This is a genomic window from Dyadobacter sp. OTU695 (genome assembly GCF_038440355.1).
In the GTDB taxonomy this organism is placed as follows: Bacteria; Bacteroidota; Bacteroidia; order Cytophagales; family Spirosomataceae; genus Dyadobacter.
The window spans coordinates 26462-44501 of sequence record NZ_JASATN010000014.1 but is presented as its reverse complement, the minus strand read 5'-3'; the positions used below and the strand labels follow the sequence as shown (position 1 = coordinate 44501).

Sequence of the window (18040 nt, the reverse complement as noted above, 5' to 3'; positions counted from 1 at the left end):
AGCTGCCCAATGAATAATCCAAAATCCAGTTTCCTGATCTCAGCGCCGTCGAGCAATTCGGGCAAAACTACCGTGACCTTGGCATTGTTGCGCGCGTTGCGGGAGCGGGGGCTTGGGGTGCAGGCTTTCAAATGCGGGCCGGATTATATCGATACGATCCACCATAGCACTGCGGCAGGTCGGCCGGGATTAAACCTGGATACTTTTATGGCTTCGGAAGCGCATATGCGCCATGTGTATGCCCATTATGCGTCGCAGGCGGATGTGAGCGTGACCGAGGGTGTGATGGGATTATTCGACGGGGCTGATAGGATGAAGGGTAGTAGTGCGGAGATCGCGGCATTGCTCGATATTCCGGTCGTGCTGGTGATGAATGCGCAATCCATGGCCTATTCGGCGGCGCCGTTGATTTATGGTTTGAAAAATTTTTATCCCGGCATCCGCGTCGTGGGGGCGATTTTCAATTTCGTGAATACCGAATCGCATTACCGGTTTTTGCAGGATGCATGCGCCGATGCGGGCGTGGAGGCTTTGGGTTATTTGCCCAAAAATGAAGCACTACACATCCCGTCCCGGCATTTGGGATTGCACATTTCCGGGGAAACGGATTATGAACAGATTATCAATAGGCTGGCAGAAACTATTCCGCGAACTGTAAACCTGGACCGGCTATTGGAAATTACTTCTGTGAGTGAAGAGCTTGAAAATGAGGGTGTTTTAAGTCGGCAAAATCATTTACCCAAAACAAATAATAAACCGCAAAACCTGCGCATTACGATAGCGCGAGACGAGGCATTTTCCTTTTTGTACGAGCAAAATGTCGAATCCCTGCGTGCCTATGGAGGTATTCAATGGTTTAGTCCCTTGCATGATAGTGTTTTACCTGAAACCGACCTTCTTTACCTGCCGGGCGGTTATCCTGAATTGTTTGCCAGGCAATTGTCGGAAAATCAGACGATGCTCGACAGCATCCGGCAGTACTGCGCAAACGGAGGATTGGCCTACGCCGAATGTGGGGGGCTGATGTACCTGGGCAGGGAGATCACCGACAGCCTGGGCAATGCTTTTAATATGGCGGGAGTGCTCGATCTGGCTACAACGCTCCAAAGCTCAAAAATGACGCTAGGCTACCGGGTAATGCATTGGGACGGGTTGGAAATCAAAGGCCACGAATTCCATTATTCCACTTTGAAAGATGATTCTCTGCAAAACGGGTTTGCCCGGATCACCAATGCGAAGGGTATTCCGGTCGATACGCAGTTTTTTAGGATGCACAATACGTTTGCCTCCTACATACACTTTTACTGGGCCGATAAGCCCGGATTTATTCAACACCTCATCAACGAAACCAACAAGAGTGCCGAAAGCCGAGTGCCGACAGCCGACAGCCACCTATGAAACGCCAGCGCATTACCCGGTCCGACGGAAAGGCCATTAATCTCGTGCAGCGGCGCGGGCATCTTTCCTATTGCTATAATGCATGCTGCTGCGGTCGCGTCGATCGTGGATACGCGCCCATCCCGGTGGAATTGTACAAAAACGAGTGGCTGCGCCGGAAGTTGCGGAATGTGGTGCATATGACCAAAGGTGGTTGCCTGGGCCCGTGTACACTTGCTAACGTGGTAACGTTGCTGTTCGATGGACATTCGGTATGGTTTCATTCCATTAACTACGATTGGCAGATCGTTGCCATTTTTGACTATATCGAAAGCATGGTCAAGGCCGACAGGTACCTTGTGCCGCCTTCGGATCTGGCCGAATATGTATTTCAATTTTACACCTGGAAAGGCTCGGAGCAATCGACAGAACTCGGGCAAACGGCCATCCCGACCGACGGCATTGTGTTCCTCACACACGCGGACACGGACCTGCTCACGCTCGATCGTGCCATGCAGCTCCTGCCGGAAGATTTTCCCAAAACGACGGGCATCAGCCTGATGGCCATCAAAAGCGAAGAACAGATGCAACAGCTTTTGCAAAGGGAAATCGCAGAGGCGAAGATCATTATCATCCGCATTCATGGCAGGTTAAGTGGTATTCCGGGATTCAATGAACTGGTGAAACTGGCCGGGCAGCAGGGCCAGCATCTGATCGTTGTGAGCGGAACAGGTGAGTTAAACCCTGATTTTGCGGCGGTATCGACCGTTTCGCCGGCCATTTTACACGAAACGCTCGCCTATCTGCAAGCCGGAGGTTATAGCAACCTGATTTCGCTGTTGAGCTACCTGTCCGATCATCTGCTGATGACGGGATTCGGGGCGGAAGCGCCCGTGCATTTGCCGGAACACGGTATTTACCATCCCGATTTGCCCGAGTTTGCCGACAAATCCGACTGGTTGAAATACTGTGATCCCGCGTTGGCGACAGTAGGCATTACATTTTACCGGGCACACTGGCTTAGCGGAAATACCAGTTTTGTAGATGCGATGATTCGCTCCCTTGAAGACCGTGGCGTGAATGTCCTGCCCGTCTTTACTTCCTCGTTCAAATCCCTGAACACTGAGACAAACAAGCCGGAGGCGTTCGGATATTTCGACACCGGGGCGGGAATGGGCATTGATGTGCTGGTGAACACGATTTCATTCGCGATGAGCGAAATTCAGTCGTCGGGACAGCGCAGCGACCCTTCCAAGGCATTGCTCGATTTGAATGTACCGATATTGCAGGCAATCACCAGCGGTATGGGCCGCGGGCCGTGGGAATCATCCTCGCATGGGCTTAACCCGCTGGATACGGCCATGAATGTTGCTATTCCCGAGTTCGATGGGCGCATTATCACAGTACCGGTTTCCTTTAAAGAGAAAGGAAAAGAAACGCGTGGCTATGAACCACTGGATAACCGGATTGATCGCGTGGCTGCCCTGGCTATCCGGTTTGCACGTCTGAGACATTTGAAGAATGCCGATAAGAAGATTGCGTTCATCTTGACAAATTCCAATACGAAAGCCTCCCAGATCGGGAATGCTGTGGGGCTTGACTCTCCGGCTTCGCTGCTGACTATCCTGCGGGCAATGCAGGCCGAAGATTACCGGATAGAAAACCTGCCTGCCACCGGAACGGAGCTCATCCATTCATTGATAGACCGTTGCGCCTATGATGAGGAGTTCCTGACGCCCGGCCAGCTTGCGCAGGCTGCGGCGCGCGTTCCTGCCGCGCAGTACGCGTTGTGGTTTGAGGAATTACCTGAAACTGCCCGGCAAAAGATGCTGAAACAATGGGGGCCAGCGCCGGGAAAAACTTATGTGCATGAAGGCTATATCGCGCTAGCGGGGCTCGATCTCGGCCACGCATTTGTGGCATTGCAGCCGCCGCGTGGCTATGGAATGGATCCGGATGCAATCTATCACCAGCCCGATTTGCCGCCTACCCATCATTATTATGCATTGTACCGCTGGCTACGGGATGGCTGGGGTGCCGATGCCATTGTGCATGTAGGGAAGCACGGGACATTGGAATGGCTCCCGGGAAAGGGTATTGGGTTGTCGGAAAACTGCTTTCCTGATGCTTTTCTGGCTGATTTGCCATTGTTTTACCCGTTTATCATCAATGACCCCGGAGAAGGTTCACAGGCCAAACGCCGCGCCCATGCCGTGGTTATCGACCATTTGACGCCACCAATGACTTCGGCCGATACGTACGGCGAACTGGCACAGCTCACGCAGCTGGTCGACGAATACTATCAAGTGGAGAGCCTCGATCCTTCCAAATTGCCTTTGCTTCAACGACAAATATGGGATTTGATTAAACAGACCAACCTGGATGCCGATCTGTCGGCCATGCTAAGTCGGGACCATGGCGACCATAAGCATGAATGGGACGAGGAAATGACGCCCGAAGGGGTGCCAGTGAGCCTTACAGAAATGGATGGGAAGGATATTGCGCATCTGATTGAAGACATCGACGGTTATTTATGTGAACTCGGTGCCGCGCAAATCCGTAACGGCCTGCATACGCTGGGGGAAATGCCTGAGGGCGCCGCATTGATCGACATGCTGCAAGCGCTTACACGGCTCCCGAATGGCCCTGTGCCGGGAATGCAGGCCGTTTTGGCACATTTATATGGTTTTGATATTGAAACACTTCATCAACAAAAAGGGCAGAAATTGTCCGAGCCGGCTGAAAATCTGTCGGCCTTGGCCGGTCGGCCGGTCGTGACTGCCGCCGATGCGCTGGAAGTGCTGGACGAAGCGGCGGCGCATATCATAAGGCTTTTCGAACATTACAGATTTGATAGGGCGGCGATTGATCGGGTCGTATTTGAATCAATCGATCAGAATCCAGGCGCGCCTGAGCTGGTGGGCCTGCGCAGGATTCTGACCTTCCTGTCTGAGGAGCTCGTCCCTAACTTGGCTCGTACCGACGACGAAATTACCAATCTCCTGCATGGTCTCTCGGGCGGGTACGTGCCTGCGGGGCCGAGCGGTGCGCCTACGCGTGGGATGGCGCATATTCTGCCGACCGGACGGAATTTTTATGCAGTAGACCCAAGGGTACTGCCTTCCAAAGCAGCGTGGGAGGTAGGGCAGCAACTTGCCAAAGAGGTACTTGACCGCCATTGGAAAGAAACGGGCCGGTATCCCGAAAGTGTCGGGATCAGCATTTGGGGCACCAGTGCAATGCGGACGCATGGCGACGACGTGGCCGAGGTACTGGCATTGCTGGGGATCAGGCCGGTATGGCAGGCGGAAAGTCGGCGGGTCAATGGTTTGGAAATCATATCATTGAGCGAACTTGGCCGGCCGCGTATTGACGTAACGACCCGAATCAGCGGTTTTTTCAGGGACGCATTTCCCCACTTGATCGAGCTCATGGACGAGGCAGTACAAATGGTCATCACCGCGGACGAGCCTTTGGAAGAAAATTATGTGAGAAAGCACTATTTGAAAGAGTTGGCTGAATTGCAAAAAGATGACACATTATCTATTGAAGAGGCGGAAGAGCGTGCCGCTTACCGCATTTTCGGCGCCGCGCCCGGGAGTTACGGAGCTGGTATTCTGCCTTTGATCAACGAAAAGAACTGGCAGAATGATAGTGATTTTGCCCAGGCTTATGTTAACTGGGGCGGCTACGCGTATTCGCGCAACGCGCAGGGCGTAGATGCCCGTAAGGAATTTACGCAGCGGCTAGCCGGTGTCGAAGTGGCATTGCATAACCAGGATAACCGCGAACATGACCTGTTCGACAGCGACGACTACCTGCAATTTCACGGAGGCATGATCGCAACGATCCGCAACCTCACAGGCCAGCAACCGAAGCATTATTTCGGTGATTCGCAGGATCCTTCTCGACCGGTGGTAAGAGATTTGAAAGAAGAGACCTTGCGTGTTTTCCGCTCGCGGGTCGTGAATCCGAAATGGATCGAGAGCATTAAAAAACATGGCTATAAGGGGGGACTGGAACTCACGGCCACGGTGGATTACCTGTATGGCTACGACGCTACCGCTCACGTGGTGGACGACTGGATGTACGAAAAAGTAGCCGAAACCTATGCATTGGATGTCGCGATGCAGCAGTTTTTTGAAGAAAACAGCCCCTGGGCGCTTCACGCCATCGCCGAGCGCTTGCTGGAAGCCGCACAGCGTGGACTTTGGGAAAATCCTTCGGAGCAGATGCTGGAAGGCTTGAAAGACCTGTACCTTAAAAGCGAAGCCTCGCTGGAATCCAGAACCGGGTAACGCTTACCGGGTATCGCATACCGGGTAACGCTTACCGGTTTGGAACAATGAATGGTGTTTTGAAATAGATATTGAAATGACTTTATACCCGTTTTCCGCAATCGTCGGGCAAGATAAATTGAAAAAGGCGCTACTGTTGTGCGCGATCAATCCTGGCATTGGCGGGGTGTTGATCAAAGGTGAAAAAGGCACGGCAAAAACTACGGCGGTACGCGGATTAGCACAGGTGATGCCTCCATTGGCGGACACGGGGGAGCCAGTCCCGTTTGTCGATTTGCCGCTGGGCGCTTCGGAAGACCGTGTACTCGGAAGCCTGGACATCGAGGCCATTCTTTCCAGCAAAACAAAAAGGCTGCTCCCAGGCCTGCTCGCCAATGCGCACGAGGGGGTTTTGTATATCGATGAAGTGAACCTTCTGGCAGACCACCTGGTGGACGTTTTGTTGGACGTTGCGGCATCGGGCATCAATACAGTTCAACGGGAGGGCCTGTCTGTAAGCCATCCGGCGCGGTTTGTGCTGATCGGCACGATGAACCCGGAAGAAGGAAATCTGCGGCCGCAGTTTCTCGACCGTTTCGGTTTGATGGTGGAAGTGGAAGCACAGACAGATGTACCGGCCAGGACCGAGGTGGTGCGCAGGAGAATTGCATTCGAAAGCGATCCGGCGGCATTCGGGGGCCAATGGACGGATAATCAGGAGATGGTCGGGAAGCAAATAGCTGAGGCGCGGCGCTTGCTGCCATTCGTGCAAATGCCTGATGGATTGCTCAAAATGATCAGTCAGCTTTGTATTGAATGGGGTGTGGGCAGTCTCCGTGCTGATATTGTGTTATACAAAACGGCGATCACTCTTGCGGCATTGAACGGCCGGCAGGTAGTGACCCCGGAGGATATACGCGAAGGTGCCGATCTGGCCTTGGTACATAGGAAAGGTAAAAAAGCAGCACCTCCTCAGTCTGGTCAGTCGTTTGGTGATCAGGGAAATGCAGATGGGCAAAACGAAACACGATCTTCGACTCCCAAAGAAATTGCGCCAGATAACCAGAAGGAAGGTGAATGTGGCGAAGGTAGCTGCGACACAAAAGCTGACGATAGTATTGCGGGAATTGATTTTAGAATGAATATTCCAGAATTAAAGAACACAGCGCCTGTTGCATTGCCTGAGATGCTGAATGGAAGGGGGATGAAAGCCAGACAAACTGAGAAGGGCTTTCAGGTCAACGCTTTCAAAAGCGAGACAGCCACCGATATTGCGATGGCTGAAACTGTGCTACATGCATTGGTGCGTGATCCGGATCAGTTGCGTGTAGGGAGGCAGGACCTGCATCAAAAAGTCAGAAATGGGAAAGCGGGTCACTTGATATTGTTTATCGTGGATGCATCCGGGTCGATGGCGGCGGGCAAGCGGATGGAAGCTGTAAAAGGCAGTGTGCTCAATTTGCTGCAAGATGCTTACCAGAAACGTAACATGGTGGCAGTGATCGCTTTTCGAGGTGTGGAAGCATCGGTACTGCTGGAACCAACCCGGAGCACCGAGCTGGCCGAACAGGCCCTGGAAAGGCTGCCGACAGGTGGCAGGACCCCGTTACCACATGCATTGCAACTAGCGGAGAAAATGCTGGCCTCTTTCGTAAATGACGGTCGTATCCAGCCGTTTCTCGTGATATTGAGCGACGGAAAGGCAAATGTGCCTTTGCCGGGAGCTGGTGGAGATGCGTGGCGGCAGTCGATGCAACTGGCTGAAAGTTTCAGGTATCCTGCGTTGGTGATGGATACGGAAAGCGGCTATGTGCGGTATGGAAAGGCACGTGAGCTGGCGGCGGCGCTTGGTGCAGAGTATTTAACGCTGGACGAGCTTTCGGCAAATGAAATTACAGGGACAATATCGGAGCGGATTGATAGATAAATCGAATGAATACTAAGAAAATGCGCCCGATCATGTTCGTCGGGACGGGCTCGGATGTGGGCAAAAGTGTAATTACAGCCGGTTTTTGCAGGATATTCAAACAGGATGGCTATGAGCCTGCGCCATTCAAGGCCCAGAACATGTCGCTCAATAGTTATGTGACGTCCGATGGCCTCGAACTTGGGCGCGCACAGGCTGTGCAGGCCGAGGCCGCACAAATTCCATGCGAATCGGATATGAACCCGGTCCTGCTGAAACCTACGAATGACAAGACCTCACAAGTGGTTCTGAACGGCAAACCGGTAGGGAACCAATCTGCCTACGAATACTTTATGGCCAACGACCGGCATGAATTGTTTTCAGCCGTAAAAGATGCCTTTGACCGTCTGGCAGCAAAATACTCCCCGATTGTAATGGAAGGCGCCGGCAGCATTTCAGAGCTTAACCTCAAACACCGGGATATTACTAATCTAAGGATGGCTGCCCATGCTGGTGCGGCAACATATCTTATCGCCGATATCGATAAGGGAGGTGTTTTTGGAAGCGTTTACGGTACCATCGCATTACTTACGCCCGAAGAGCGCGCATGTATGAAGGGACTCATTATCAATAAATTCAGGGGAGACGGGCGGTTGTTCGAGGACGGCAAGAAGATGCTCGAAGCCTTAACAGGGCTGCCAGTAGTGGGCATTTTGCCCTATTTTAGAGATATCCACATCGAGCAGGAAGATTCGGTTGCGTTGGAGCTGAAATACCGGTCGGCTGCGGAAGGGAAAGTGAACGTGGCGGTGATCCTGCTGAAAAGGCTCTCCAATTTTACCGACTTCGACCGGCTTGAAAAGGATCCCCGGGTTAATTTGTATTATACCAATGAGCCCTCTGAGATCGCCAAAGCATCGATAGTGATCATTCCCGGAAGCAAAAATACGATCGGGGACATGCTCGCACTAAAAAACAACGGTGTTGCGAAGGCCATTTATGATGCGCATAAAGCCGGAAGGACGGTGATCGGGATTTGCGGCGGCTACCAGATGCTCGGCGAAAGTATCATCGATCCGCAACATATCGAAAGTGCTATAGAAGAATTGCCCGGATTGGGACTTTTGCCTGTAAAAACCGTTTTGCAACCCGAAAAAACGACATTGCAATGTACTTTTCGTTTCAGGGAAGCTGAGGTGGATTGCTCTGGTTATGAGATCCATATGGGAGATACCATCGCTTTGCAACCCGGGGAGCCCGTCGCGACATTCACGAATGGGCGTAAGGACGGCTATTTCCAGGATGCCCGTACCTGGGGGACCTATCTGCACGGGATTTTGGACAATCAGATTGTAATCGATAGCATTCTGGCACCTTACACCAGCGAGGAAGGCGTACAGTACGATTATCGTGAATTTAAGGAGTTGCAATACAACAAGCTAGCGGATCTGTTGCGCGCAAATATTGATTTGGAGTTGATTTACAATAGTATAGCTGAGTAGATTATGTTACATGGCCATGGTGACGATGGTTACCGGTACGGGAAGCGGATTGTCGCGGATTTCAGCACGAATGTCTGGTATGGAGGTGAACCGGCTGGTTTGAAAGCGTATGTTTTCGGAAAGTGGCATGAAATAAATCGATATCCCGAAGTGCTTGCGGAGAGTTTGAGGGAAAAGATCGCGAAGCACCATCAACTGCCGGCAGGACAAGTGCTGGTGAGCAGCGGGACTACAGAAAGCATTTACCTGATCGCACATTTGTTTTCAGGAAAGCGGACGACGATTGTTACACCTTCCTTTGCCGAATATGAAGACGCTTGTCTGTCGTTCGATCACGAAATCGCTGGCCTAACCTGGCAGGATGCAGCGGAATTGCCCAGATTGAAGAGCGACCTGGTATTTATTTGTAATCCTAATAATCCAACCGGGCTTATTTTTAAAGATTTACAATATTGGCTTAAACTGAATCCGCAATGCATGTTCGCCGTCGACGAGGCGTTTATTGACTTTACATACGGGGCTGAGTCAGCGATTTCTCTGATGGCGAAGTTTCCCAATTTACTAATCATGCGTTCGTTAACGAAAACCTACGCTATCCCCGGGTTGCGGTTAGGCTACTTGCTCGCCCGCGAGGAATTGGTTGATTCCCTGATGAATATCAAGCAGCCATGGACCGTCAATACGCTGGCGATGGCCGCTGGGCATTATATTTACGACCATTTCGAAGAGATTCAGCCGCCGCTAGCGCAGCTTTTGGAAGATAAAAGAACGTTCGTTCAAGAATTGTGCAAACTGGAATGTCTGGAAGTGCTGGAAAGTGACACACATTTCTTTTTAGCCAGAACATTGGTACGGAATGCGGCTCAGCTTAAAGATTTTTTGATCGAAAGGTATGGCCTCCTTATCCGCGACGCGGGCAACTTCCGCGGACTTACGCGGCAACATTTTCGCCTTGCTACCCAACGACCGGAGGATAACGAAAAAATGGTCAACGCATTGAAAGAATGGCAGACGCTCTACTACTGATCTTTCCGTTGATCGCGGGTTATTTGCTGGACCTGTGGCTCGGCGATCCCGACAGTTGGCCACATCCTGTCCGGGTGTTCGGTAACGCTATCGCGAAAGGTGAAAAATGGTTGAATCGTGGCCGGTTTCGTTTTTGGAAAGGGATGGTAATGTCAATAGTCTTGGTGGCGACAGTGTTCTTATTCTTTTACGCCTGCAATGCATTGCTATTGAAAGTACCCGTATCGTATTTGGTCGTTAATAGCATCTGGGTTTACTATGGACTGGCCAATCATTCGCTCATTGCGGAGGGTAGAAAGGTGTTCTGGGTGTTGGAAAATGAAGGACTGGAAGCAGGTAGAAAGCAGCTTTCAAGGATAGTAGGTAGGGACACTTCAAAATTGAATGCGCAGCAAATACGTATTGCCGTGCTGGAAACGATGTCCGAGAACCTGAGCGACGGCGTTATCGCACCGCTTTTTTATTATGCGTTGGCCGGCGTTCCGGGTATGATGGCCTACAAAATGGTCAATACGATGGACTCCATGCTTGGCTATCGCAGCGAGCGGTATGAATGGTTCGGAAAATTCGCCGCGCGGCTGGATGATGTGGCAAACTTCCTTCCCGCGCGCATAACCGCGTTGCTGATGGTTTTGGTGACCGGAAGCAGGCGGGGGTTATTGTTTATATTCAAATTTGGCAGTAAGCATAAAAGCCCGAACGCCGGCTACCCCGAGGCAGCATTGGCCGGGATTCTCGATTGCCGTTTCGGCGGCCCGAATGTGTATTACGGGAAATTGGTAGAGAAACCTTTTATCGGAGAAAATGAGCGGATAATTGAACCATATGAAATGGAGAGAGCGGCACGTGTGAATCAGCGGACGTGTTTGATAGCGGTGCTGATGGTTAGCTTAATTCACCTGGGTGTGGCCCACTTCCTTTGAGTTTTTCGACAAACTCTGGTGATAGTTTCACCAATAGCGCAATTCGTCTTCCATCAAAATCTTCGAAAATATCTTCCAGGATCGATTTCCAGAGGGTGTCGTCTCGTTTCATGGACAGTGTGTGTAATTGAATCTTTACAATGATAAGCAATAAAATATTGCTAGTTTTGCGGCCATTAGGTTCGCGCATTACGCGTGATTAAAAGGGAATCCGGTGAAAATCCGGAACAGTCTCCGCTGCTGTAAGTTCATAAAGGAGCTCTTGTATGATGCCACTGGGATATAATTTTGAATGATTGAATGACCGAATGATTGAATAGAAAATATTCGGTCATTCAATCATTTAAATCACTCCCGGGAAGGCGCAAGGGTTGAACGAGTCAGAAGACCTGCCTGTAAACGCTGTTAATATGGCTTTCGGAAGAAAGGCCGGTGACTACATGATTATTAGACAAATACTTGCAGCCTTGCTGCTCTCCGGCTTGTTGGCTGGTTGCAGCACTTCTTCTTCGCTTTACGAAAAAAGCGATACGCATTACGCAGGTCCCGATCTGTTTCCTGAAAAGGCAAGTGTGTCGCATGCCAAAGGCTTTAAAATCACCTATCACAAACATTTCAAGGTCGTCAGGATCATGAGCCCGTTCGAGAAATCGACGGACACGCTTATGTATGTGCTGGTGCAACGTGGTACGCCGCGGCCTATCGGGTACAAAGACAGCCAGGTGATCGAAATTCCGGTTAGGAGCATGGTGGCCATGTCATCGCTACACATCGGGTTGGTCGGTTTCCTGGGGTGCGAGGATATTCTCACAGGCATGGGAAATCTTAAATATGTTTCTTCCGAAAAAGTGCTCGCCCGGATCAAGGCGGGCAAAATAGCGGAAGTAGGGAAGGACCAGGGACTTAATGAGGAGTTGCTGGTGAGCATGCATCCGGACCTGATTATGGCTACCGGCAGCCCGGTTTCAAAGGTGAGCCGGTACGAGTCACTGCATCAGGCAGGGATTCCGGTGATGGTCAATTCGGAATGGGTGGAAACAACCCCACTTGCCAGGGCGGAATGGGTTAAATTACTGGCGGCCCTGATCAATAAGGAAGGAGAGGTAAACCGGAAGTTTGCGCGGGTAGAAGAGGAATACAAACGTCTGGTTAGGTTAGCAGAAAAAGTTGCCTTGCGGCCGAGCCTGATTACGGGAATGAACTCGAAAGATGCCTGGTATGTCCCGAACGGCGATAGTTATGTGAATTGCTTCTTCCGGGATGCGGGGGCCTCGTACCATTGGTCGGGCACAAAGGCAACGGGAAGTCTGCCGTTGAGTTTTGAAACCGTCTATCCGGTCGCATTGCAGGCGGATTTCTGGCTTAATGTGAGCATTGGAAACGTTCAGACCAAGAAGGATGTGCTCGCACGCGATGTTCGGTATGCGGATTTCAAGTCATTCAAAACCAATCATATTTACAGCTACAACAACCGGATGAACGCCCAGGGAGCAAACGATTACTGGGAGTCCGGTGCCGTGAACCCGCATCTGGTGCTGGCCGACCTAATCCGTATCATCCATCCCGAGCTGTTGCCAAAGCATGAGCTGATCTATTATAAATCAATCAATTAAATGAAAATATACACTAAAAAGGGCGATAAAGGTACCACCGGGTTGTTTGGCGGGAGCCGGGTGAGCAAGGACGATGTTCGCATTGAATGCATCGGGACGCTGGATGAGGCGAATTCCACGATCGGATTGCTGCGCGTAAAGTTGGGCGCCGAACACGAATGGCAACCCAATCTGCACAAAATCCAAAAAGACCTGATGGATATGATGTCCCATCTGGCGCGGCCATCCGACGCCAAAAAGGAGAACAAAAATCCAATGCCGGTCGACGGTGCAACTTTTTGTGAGGAGTGGATCGATGCGCTGGAAGCTGCAATGACTTCGCCGTCCGACTACTTTTTGCTGCCGGGTGGAAATGAAGTGTCTGCGCTTTGTCATGTCGTTCGGACGCAAATGCGCAGGGGCGAACGCAGATTAGTTTCCCTGATCAAAACCGACGAGGTCAACGAAGCAATTCCATCCTATATCAATCGTCTTTCCGATTTGTTTTTCACCCTTGCCCGTGCCGAAATGGACAAGGCGGGTGTTGCGGAGGAAAAGTGGCAGCTTTTCCTGTACAAGCGTTTCAAGACTGCGGAGCCGTCATGATCATCTATGTCACAGGTGGCGTTCGCAGCGGGAAAAGCAGGTTTGCGATGGATCTCGCTTTGCGAAAAAGCCCCAATCCGGTGTATGTGGCCACTTCGAGAATCTGGGACGAAGATTTTGCCAGGCGCGTAAAACGGCATCAGGACGAGCGCGGGCCGGAATGGACATCGCTCGAAAGCGAAAGGGACATTCATTTACTGCCCCTCGCAGGAAAAGTAGTGGTGATCGACTGCGTCACATTATGGCTGACCAATTTATTTGTCGCTTTCGAATATGATATCGAAAAATCGCTTGCAGCCTTTAAAGCAGAAATCGACGCGCTGGCTCGTCTCAACGCGACTTTAATTGTCATATCCAATGAAATAGGTATGGGCGTTCACCCCGAAACAGAAGCGGGCCGGAAATTTACCGATCTGCAGGGTTGGGCCAATCAGTATGTGGCCGCAGCTGCATATGAAGCAATCATGATCGTTTCAGGGCTACCATTTATATTAAAATCAAAAAATTAACTATGCATACTACCACTCTGACGAGCCGGGAAATTCAGGCGAAAATTGATTTAAAAACCAAGCCGTTAGGCGCATTGGGTGCACTCGAAAAGCTGGCGTTTCAGATTACGTCGGTGCAGAATACCTTATCGCCGCAACTTGAGAACCCATATATCATCGTATTTGCAGCCAGTCATGGCATTGCCTCGGAGGGCGTGAGCGCCTATCCGTCGGAGGTGACGCCGCAAATGGTGCTTAACTTTATCGGCGGCGGTGCGGCGATCAACGTTTTTACGCGGCAGCACGGCATTAAGCTTTTGCTGGTAGACGCAGGAGTGGACTATGACTTTGGTAAAAATGAAAAACTGATCGACGCGAAGGTCAATTTCGGAACTAAAAGCTTTACACGGCAGCCTGCCATGACGGAGGCCGAGTGCACCCAATGTCTGGAAAAGGGGGCGGACCTGGTTCGGCAGGTGCGGGCAACCGGATGTAACGTCATCGGGTTTGGTGAAATGGGCATTGGTAACACGTCATCGGCATCGGTAATTATGAGCCGGTTACTGAACGTTCCTGTTTCCGAATGCGTAGGCAAGGGCACGGGCCTGGATGATACCCAGCTTGCCAGAAAAATAGCTGTATTATCCGATGCGTCGGCGTACCACCAGCATATAGGCAATGCGCCCGAGTCGGTGCTGGCTACATTTGGCGGCTTTGAAATTGCAATGATGTGCGGGGCCATGCGTGAAGCTGCGCGATTGGGCATGCTGGTGCTTGTGGACGGTTTTATCGCATCCGTCAGTTATCTGTCCGCGTTAAAAATGGATCCGTCCATTCAGCGAAATGCAGTTTTCTGCCATCAATCCGACGAAAAGGGACATCGTTTGCTGCTCCAATCACTGGAAGCAGAGCCGCTGTTGAAGCTCGATATGCGCCTGGGCGAGGGTACTGGCTGCGCACTCGCTTACCCGCTCTTGCAAAGCGCCGTCGCATTTTTGAATGAAATGGCAAGTTTTGAAAGCGCAGGCGTAAGCCAGAAAACGGAAAACTAAACCGAAGCCGAGAGCCGATGACCCGCATCCGTCACCACGTTACCCTGTTTTTCACGGCTTTACAATTCTATACGCGCCTGCCTGCGCCTGGATGGGTGGTTTACCGACCTGAAAACCTCAACCTGGCCACGGGTTATTTGCCGTTTGTCGGTTGGATTGTGGGTGCAGTCGCTGGCGGTACCTGGATTGCGGCAGATTACCTGACAAACCCCTCGATAGCCGTGTTGTGTTCGATGATCATTTCCATATTGTTGACAGGCGCTTTTCACGAAGATGGTTTTGCGGATGTTTGCGATGGTTTCGGAGGCGGGTGGACGAGGGAGAAAATCCTGGAAATCATGAAGGACAGCCGCGTAGGTACTTATGCTACGGTGGGATTGATATCGATACTGGCTCTGAAATTCGCGCTCCTGCAGTCCATTGCCGGCGGGGCGGCAACAATCGCGGGCGTGCTTGTCAGCGGGCATGCGTTAAGCAGGCTCATGCCGGTTTTCGTCATTTACATGCTCCCGTATTCCCGTGATACCGACAGTAAAGCGAAGCCTGTTGCCCAAAAACCGCCTTTTGGCGTATTGATAGGTGCCATCATTGGCGGAGTACTGCCGCTGTTTGCGATGGTACTGCATCTTGGACAGCCATTGCTGTTGGCTGCAATCCTGCTCCTCGGATTGATTACGCTCCTGCTGGCGAACTATTTCAAAAAGTGGATCGGCGGGTACACCGGCGATTGCCTGGGCGCGATTCAGCAGGTCTGCGAAGCGGCATTTTACTTTTTCATAGTGGTGCTATGGAAGTTTTCCTGATCCGGCACACGACGCCGGTCTTCGAACCGGGCCTGATTTATGGCCGGAAGGAGCTTGTGCTGGATGCTGGTTTCCCGTTGGAACTGGAAGCTGTACGATCGGAATTGAATGGAGGTTTTGAAATACTCTATTCCAGCCCCGCACTGCGCTGCACAGAGCTTGCCAGGGCGCTCTCTCCAGAATTTATCGTGGATAACCGCCTGCAAGAACTTGATTTTGGTGAATGGGAGGGGAAAACATGGGACACCGTCGACCAGCCGGCATTACAAGCCTGGATGGATGATTACGTGAACGTGAGTACGCCCGGGGGCGAGAGCATGATGCAAATGTATGCACGCGTAAGCGAGTTTTGGGAGGAACTGGGACAATCGGACTACGAAAAAGTGGCGATTGTGACGCATGCGGGGGTTATCCGTTTGATCCTTTCGATCGTAAACCAAATGGTGCTTACCAGTATTTTCGACATTAAAGTAGCCTACGGGGAAGTGGTCCGTGTTCGTTTTAATGGGTAGCAATTTGTAATTTGGATAATCAGAAGTCAATCCAAACCACAGTGCCATGGACCAGGAATATATCGATAGCGTCAGAAAGCAATTTGAATACTATAAAATGCTGGGCGAAAAGACGATCGCACAGCTGAGCGATGAGCAGCTTTTCTGGAAATCTAATGAGGAAAACAACAGCATTGCCAGCATTGTCAAGCATTTGTGGGGCAATATGCTTTCCCGCTAGACCGATTTTCTGACGACCGACGGGGAAAAGGAATGGCGCGATCGGGAGGCGGAATTCGACAATGATATCAATGGCCGCGAGGAGCTTCTCGCTAAATAGAACGAGGGCTGGAATTGCTTGTTGAATGCGCTGGGTACATTAAATGAATCGAATTGGGATACAGTAATCTATATTCGAAACCAGGGACATTCCGTCATGGAAGCTATTAACCGCCAGCTGGCACATTATCCCTACCACGTCGGGCAGATTGTATTTATCGGGAAAATGGCGCTCGATGACAAATGGTCGTCACTGTCGATCCCGCGCGGTAAATCACAGGATTATAACAGCGAGAAGTTCGCTCAGCCCAAGGCGAAGACGCATTTTACGGATGAATACCTCAAAAAGTAAAGAGGTTTCGTCTATGTCGTAAGCCAGTAAATGCCCAGTGCGACCAGCACTATAACCAATGCAACGATTGGTATAAAACTACTTTTACGGTAAAAAGGCAGCGGTTGCGCATTGGCAGCTTCTTCAGCAACGATGTTTTGTCGTAAGCGCCCCAGCAACCGGCTGGACACGGCTGGTTCTATTTCTTCGTTTTTTGTAAAGATTTTACCCGCTTCCGAAGTCATTACTTCATCAAAAACCCACCTGCCCGCCGGCGTTTGGAGGTGCCTGAGCAGCTCATCCTGCTCACGACCATCGCATTGGTTCGAGATGTATTTGTAAACGAGGTTCCTGATATGAATTTCTTTATCCATTTATCTGGCCCGGTTCGGATTGTTCAAAGTTGCAGTACGGCCTGCTCTTTACCTGCACGTAGGAGTGTATGGAAAATGTGGCTTTTGCAGATTTTGAGTAGGTAGCATTTCAGGGAAGACTCATTATTCAGTCCATCGCGGTTCTCCCATAATTTCAGGAATACATCGTGTACAGCTTCTTCGGCGCGTTCTGTGGATTTCAAAAACCGTAGTGCAAAGCGGAACAAATAGGCGTGGTAGGTCTCATAAACCCTTGTGAAAGAGGGGATGTCGCCATTGCGGATACTTGCTGCGAGGATGTGATCCTGCATGATCGGTTCTTTCATATTTCAGTTTTTGCGGGCTACGTTTGAATTTCAGTTATAAGCAAGTTACTAATAATTTCTACTTTTTGTAACCTAAAACGCAATACAAACGCTTCGATTGTGTATTTCGGAGCGTAGAACATTCTGCTGGTGGCGCAAACGCCCCCTAACAATGCCGTATTTACACAGCGCCCATCCTTTTGGTACCCGTTAGTTTTGTATCAACCAATCAGTCAAACAAAAACTATATAAACCAAAAGAAATCATGGAAGCTACATTTGTTACCCCGGAGGCAAAACCCCGTACCGACAAAGCCGCACTCGTTGGCAAAATCATCAGTGCATTGTGCATTTTGTTCCTGCTTTTTGATGCCGGTGGAAAAGTAATTATGGAGTCGCACCACGTCGAGGGTTCGGCGGCGCTGGGCTGGCCTGCGGATCAGGTTCAAAGCATCGGGATTGCCTTGTTAATCTCTACCATTCTTTACATTATTCCCCGTACGGCCATTTTGGGTGCGATCCTGATCACCGGTTATCTGGGCGGGGCCATCGCGGTTATGGTGCGTGCCGGACAGCCATTGTACTTTGCAGCAGTCTTCGGAGTGCTGGTATGGGCAGGATTGTATCTCCGCGACGAGAAAATTCGCGCATTGATCCCGTTCAGAAAATAGCATTCAAATTACACTTCATCGGCAATGAATGGCCGGGA

Annotated in this window: 15 protein-coding genes, 1 pseudogene and 1 riboswitch; of the genes and pseudogenes, 14 read left to right on the top strand and 2 right to left on the bottom strand. The window is 50.9% G+C overall.

Annotated elements, in window-relative coordinates:
• The first annotated feature begins 9 nt into the window (after positions 1-9).
• The 13 genes and pseudogenes from AAHB90_RS23085 (at position 10) to AAHB90_RS23025 (ending at position 16674) form a co-directional block, all read left to right on the top strand.
• On the top strand, positions 10-1398 hold the full coding sequence (locus AAHB90_RS23085; RefSeq protein WP_342087607.1) for a cobyrinate a,c-diamide synthase: 1389 nt from the start codon (positions 10-12) through the stop codon (positions 1396-1398).
• Positions 1395-5675 carry a cobaltochelatase subunit CobN gene (gene cobN, locus AAHB90_RS23080; RefSeq protein WP_342087606.1) on the top strand — a complete coding sequence of 1427 codons (4281 nt, stop codon included), beginning with the start codon at positions 1395-1397 and terminating at the stop codon, positions 5673-5675. Before AAHB90_RS23085 ends, cobN begins: the two co-directional genes overlap by 4 nt.
• 76 nt (positions 5676-5751) lie before the next feature.
• Positions 5752-7581: a magnesium chelatase subunit D family protein gene (locus tag AAHB90_RS23075; protein ID WP_342087605.1), complete on the top strand. Its 1830-nt coding sequence runs from the start codon at positions 5752-5754 to the stop codon at positions 7579-7581.
• Positions 7582-7586: 5 nt separating this feature from the next.
• The gene (locus tag AAHB90_RS23070; RefSeq protein WP_342087604.1) at positions 7587-9062 is read left to right on the top strand and encodes a cobyric acid synthase; all 1476 of its coding nucleotides are present in this window, start codon (positions 7587-7589) and stop codon (positions 9060-9062) included.
• A 3-nt stretch (positions 9063-9065) separates the two neighbouring features.
• Positions 9066-10088 carry a pyridoxal phosphate-dependent aminotransferase gene (locus AAHB90_RS23065; protein WP_342087603.1) on the top strand — a complete coding sequence of 341 codons (1023 nt, stop codon included), beginning with the start codon at positions 9066-9068 and terminating at the stop codon, positions 10086-10088.
• Entirely contained in the window at positions 10067-11011 is a 945-nt protein-coding gene (gene cbiB / locus AAHB90_RS23060) for an adenosylcobinamide-phosphate synthase CbiB (protein ID WP_342087602.1), read from the top strand. Before AAHB90_RS23065 ends, cbiB begins: the two co-directional genes overlap by 22 nt.
• Positions 11012-11171: 160 nt before the next feature.
• Positions 11172-11422, top strand: a riboswitch (cobalamin riboswitch).
• Positions 11422-12624 (top strand): ABC transporter substrate-binding protein, encoded by a 1203-nt coding sequence (locus AAHB90_RS23055; RefSeq protein ID WP_342087601.1) that lies wholly within the window; start codon positions 11422-11424, stop codon positions 12622-12624. It overlaps the preceding riboswitch by 1 nt.
• Positions 12625-13209, top strand: coding sequence for a cob(I)yrinic acid a,c-diamide adenosyltransferase (locus AAHB90_RS23050; RefSeq protein WP_342087600.1), 585 nt, complete (start codon positions 12625-12627; stop codon positions 13207-13209). It abuts the gene before it with no gap.
• Positions 13206-13718, top strand: coding sequence for a bifunctional adenosylcobinamide kinase/adenosylcobinamide-phosphate guanylyltransferase (locus AAHB90_RS23045; protein WP_342087599.1), 513 nt, complete (start codon positions 13206-13208; stop codon positions 13716-13718). Before AAHB90_RS23050 ends, AAHB90_RS23045 begins: the two co-directional genes overlap by 4 nt.
• A 2-nt stretch (positions 13719-13720) precedes the next feature.
• Positions 13721-14749 carry a nicotinate-nucleotide--dimethylbenzimidazole phosphoribosyltransferase gene (gene cobT / locus AAHB90_RS23040; protein ID WP_342087598.1) on the top strand — a complete coding sequence of 343 codons (1029 nt, stop codon included), beginning with the start codon at positions 13721-13723 and terminating at the stop codon, positions 14747-14749.
• A 17-nt stretch (positions 14750-14766) separates the two neighbouring features.
• A complete protein-coding gene (locus AAHB90_RS23035) occupies positions 14767-15552 on the top strand; it encodes an adenosylcobinamide-GDP ribazoletransferase (RefSeq protein ID WP_342087597.1) in 786 nt (261 codons plus the stop codon).
• A complete protein-coding gene (gene cobC, locus AAHB90_RS23030) occupies positions 15537-16064 on the top strand; it encodes an alpha-ribazole phosphatase family protein (RefSeq protein WP_342087596.1) in 528 nt (175 codons plus the stop codon). The genes AAHB90_RS23035 and cobC overlap by 16 nt, the downstream gene beginning before the upstream one ends.
• A gap of 46 nt (positions 16065-16110) precedes the next feature.
• A pseudogene (locus AAHB90_RS23025) lies at positions 16111-16674 on the top strand (DUF1572 family protein).
• An 11-nt stretch (positions 16675-16685) separates the two neighbouring features.
• On the opposite strand, the gene AAHB90_RS23020 reads toward AAHB90_RS23025, so the two are convergent.
• Both AAHB90_RS23020 and AAHB90_RS23015 read right to left on the bottom strand, forming a co-directional pair.
• Entirely contained in the window at positions 16686-17027 is a 342-nt protein-coding gene (locus tag AAHB90_RS23020) for a hypothetical protein (protein ID WP_342087595.1), read from the bottom strand.
• Between the two features lie 23 nt (positions 17028-17050).
• The gene (locus tag AAHB90_RS23015) at positions 17051-17353 is read right to left on the bottom strand and encodes an RNA polymerase sigma factor (protein ID WP_342087594.1); all 303 of its coding nucleotides are present in this window, start codon (positions 17351-17353) and stop codon (positions 17051-17053) included.
• Between the two features lie 244 nt (positions 17354-17597).
• Between AAHB90_RS23015 and AAHB90_RS23010 the strand changes: the two genes are divergently transcribed.
• The gene (locus AAHB90_RS23010) at positions 17598-18002 is read left to right on the top strand and encodes a DoxX family protein (protein WP_342087593.1); all 405 of its coding nucleotides are present in this window, start codon (positions 17598-17600) and stop codon (positions 18000-18002) included.
• The last annotated feature ends 38 nt before the right edge of the window (positions 18003-18040 follow it).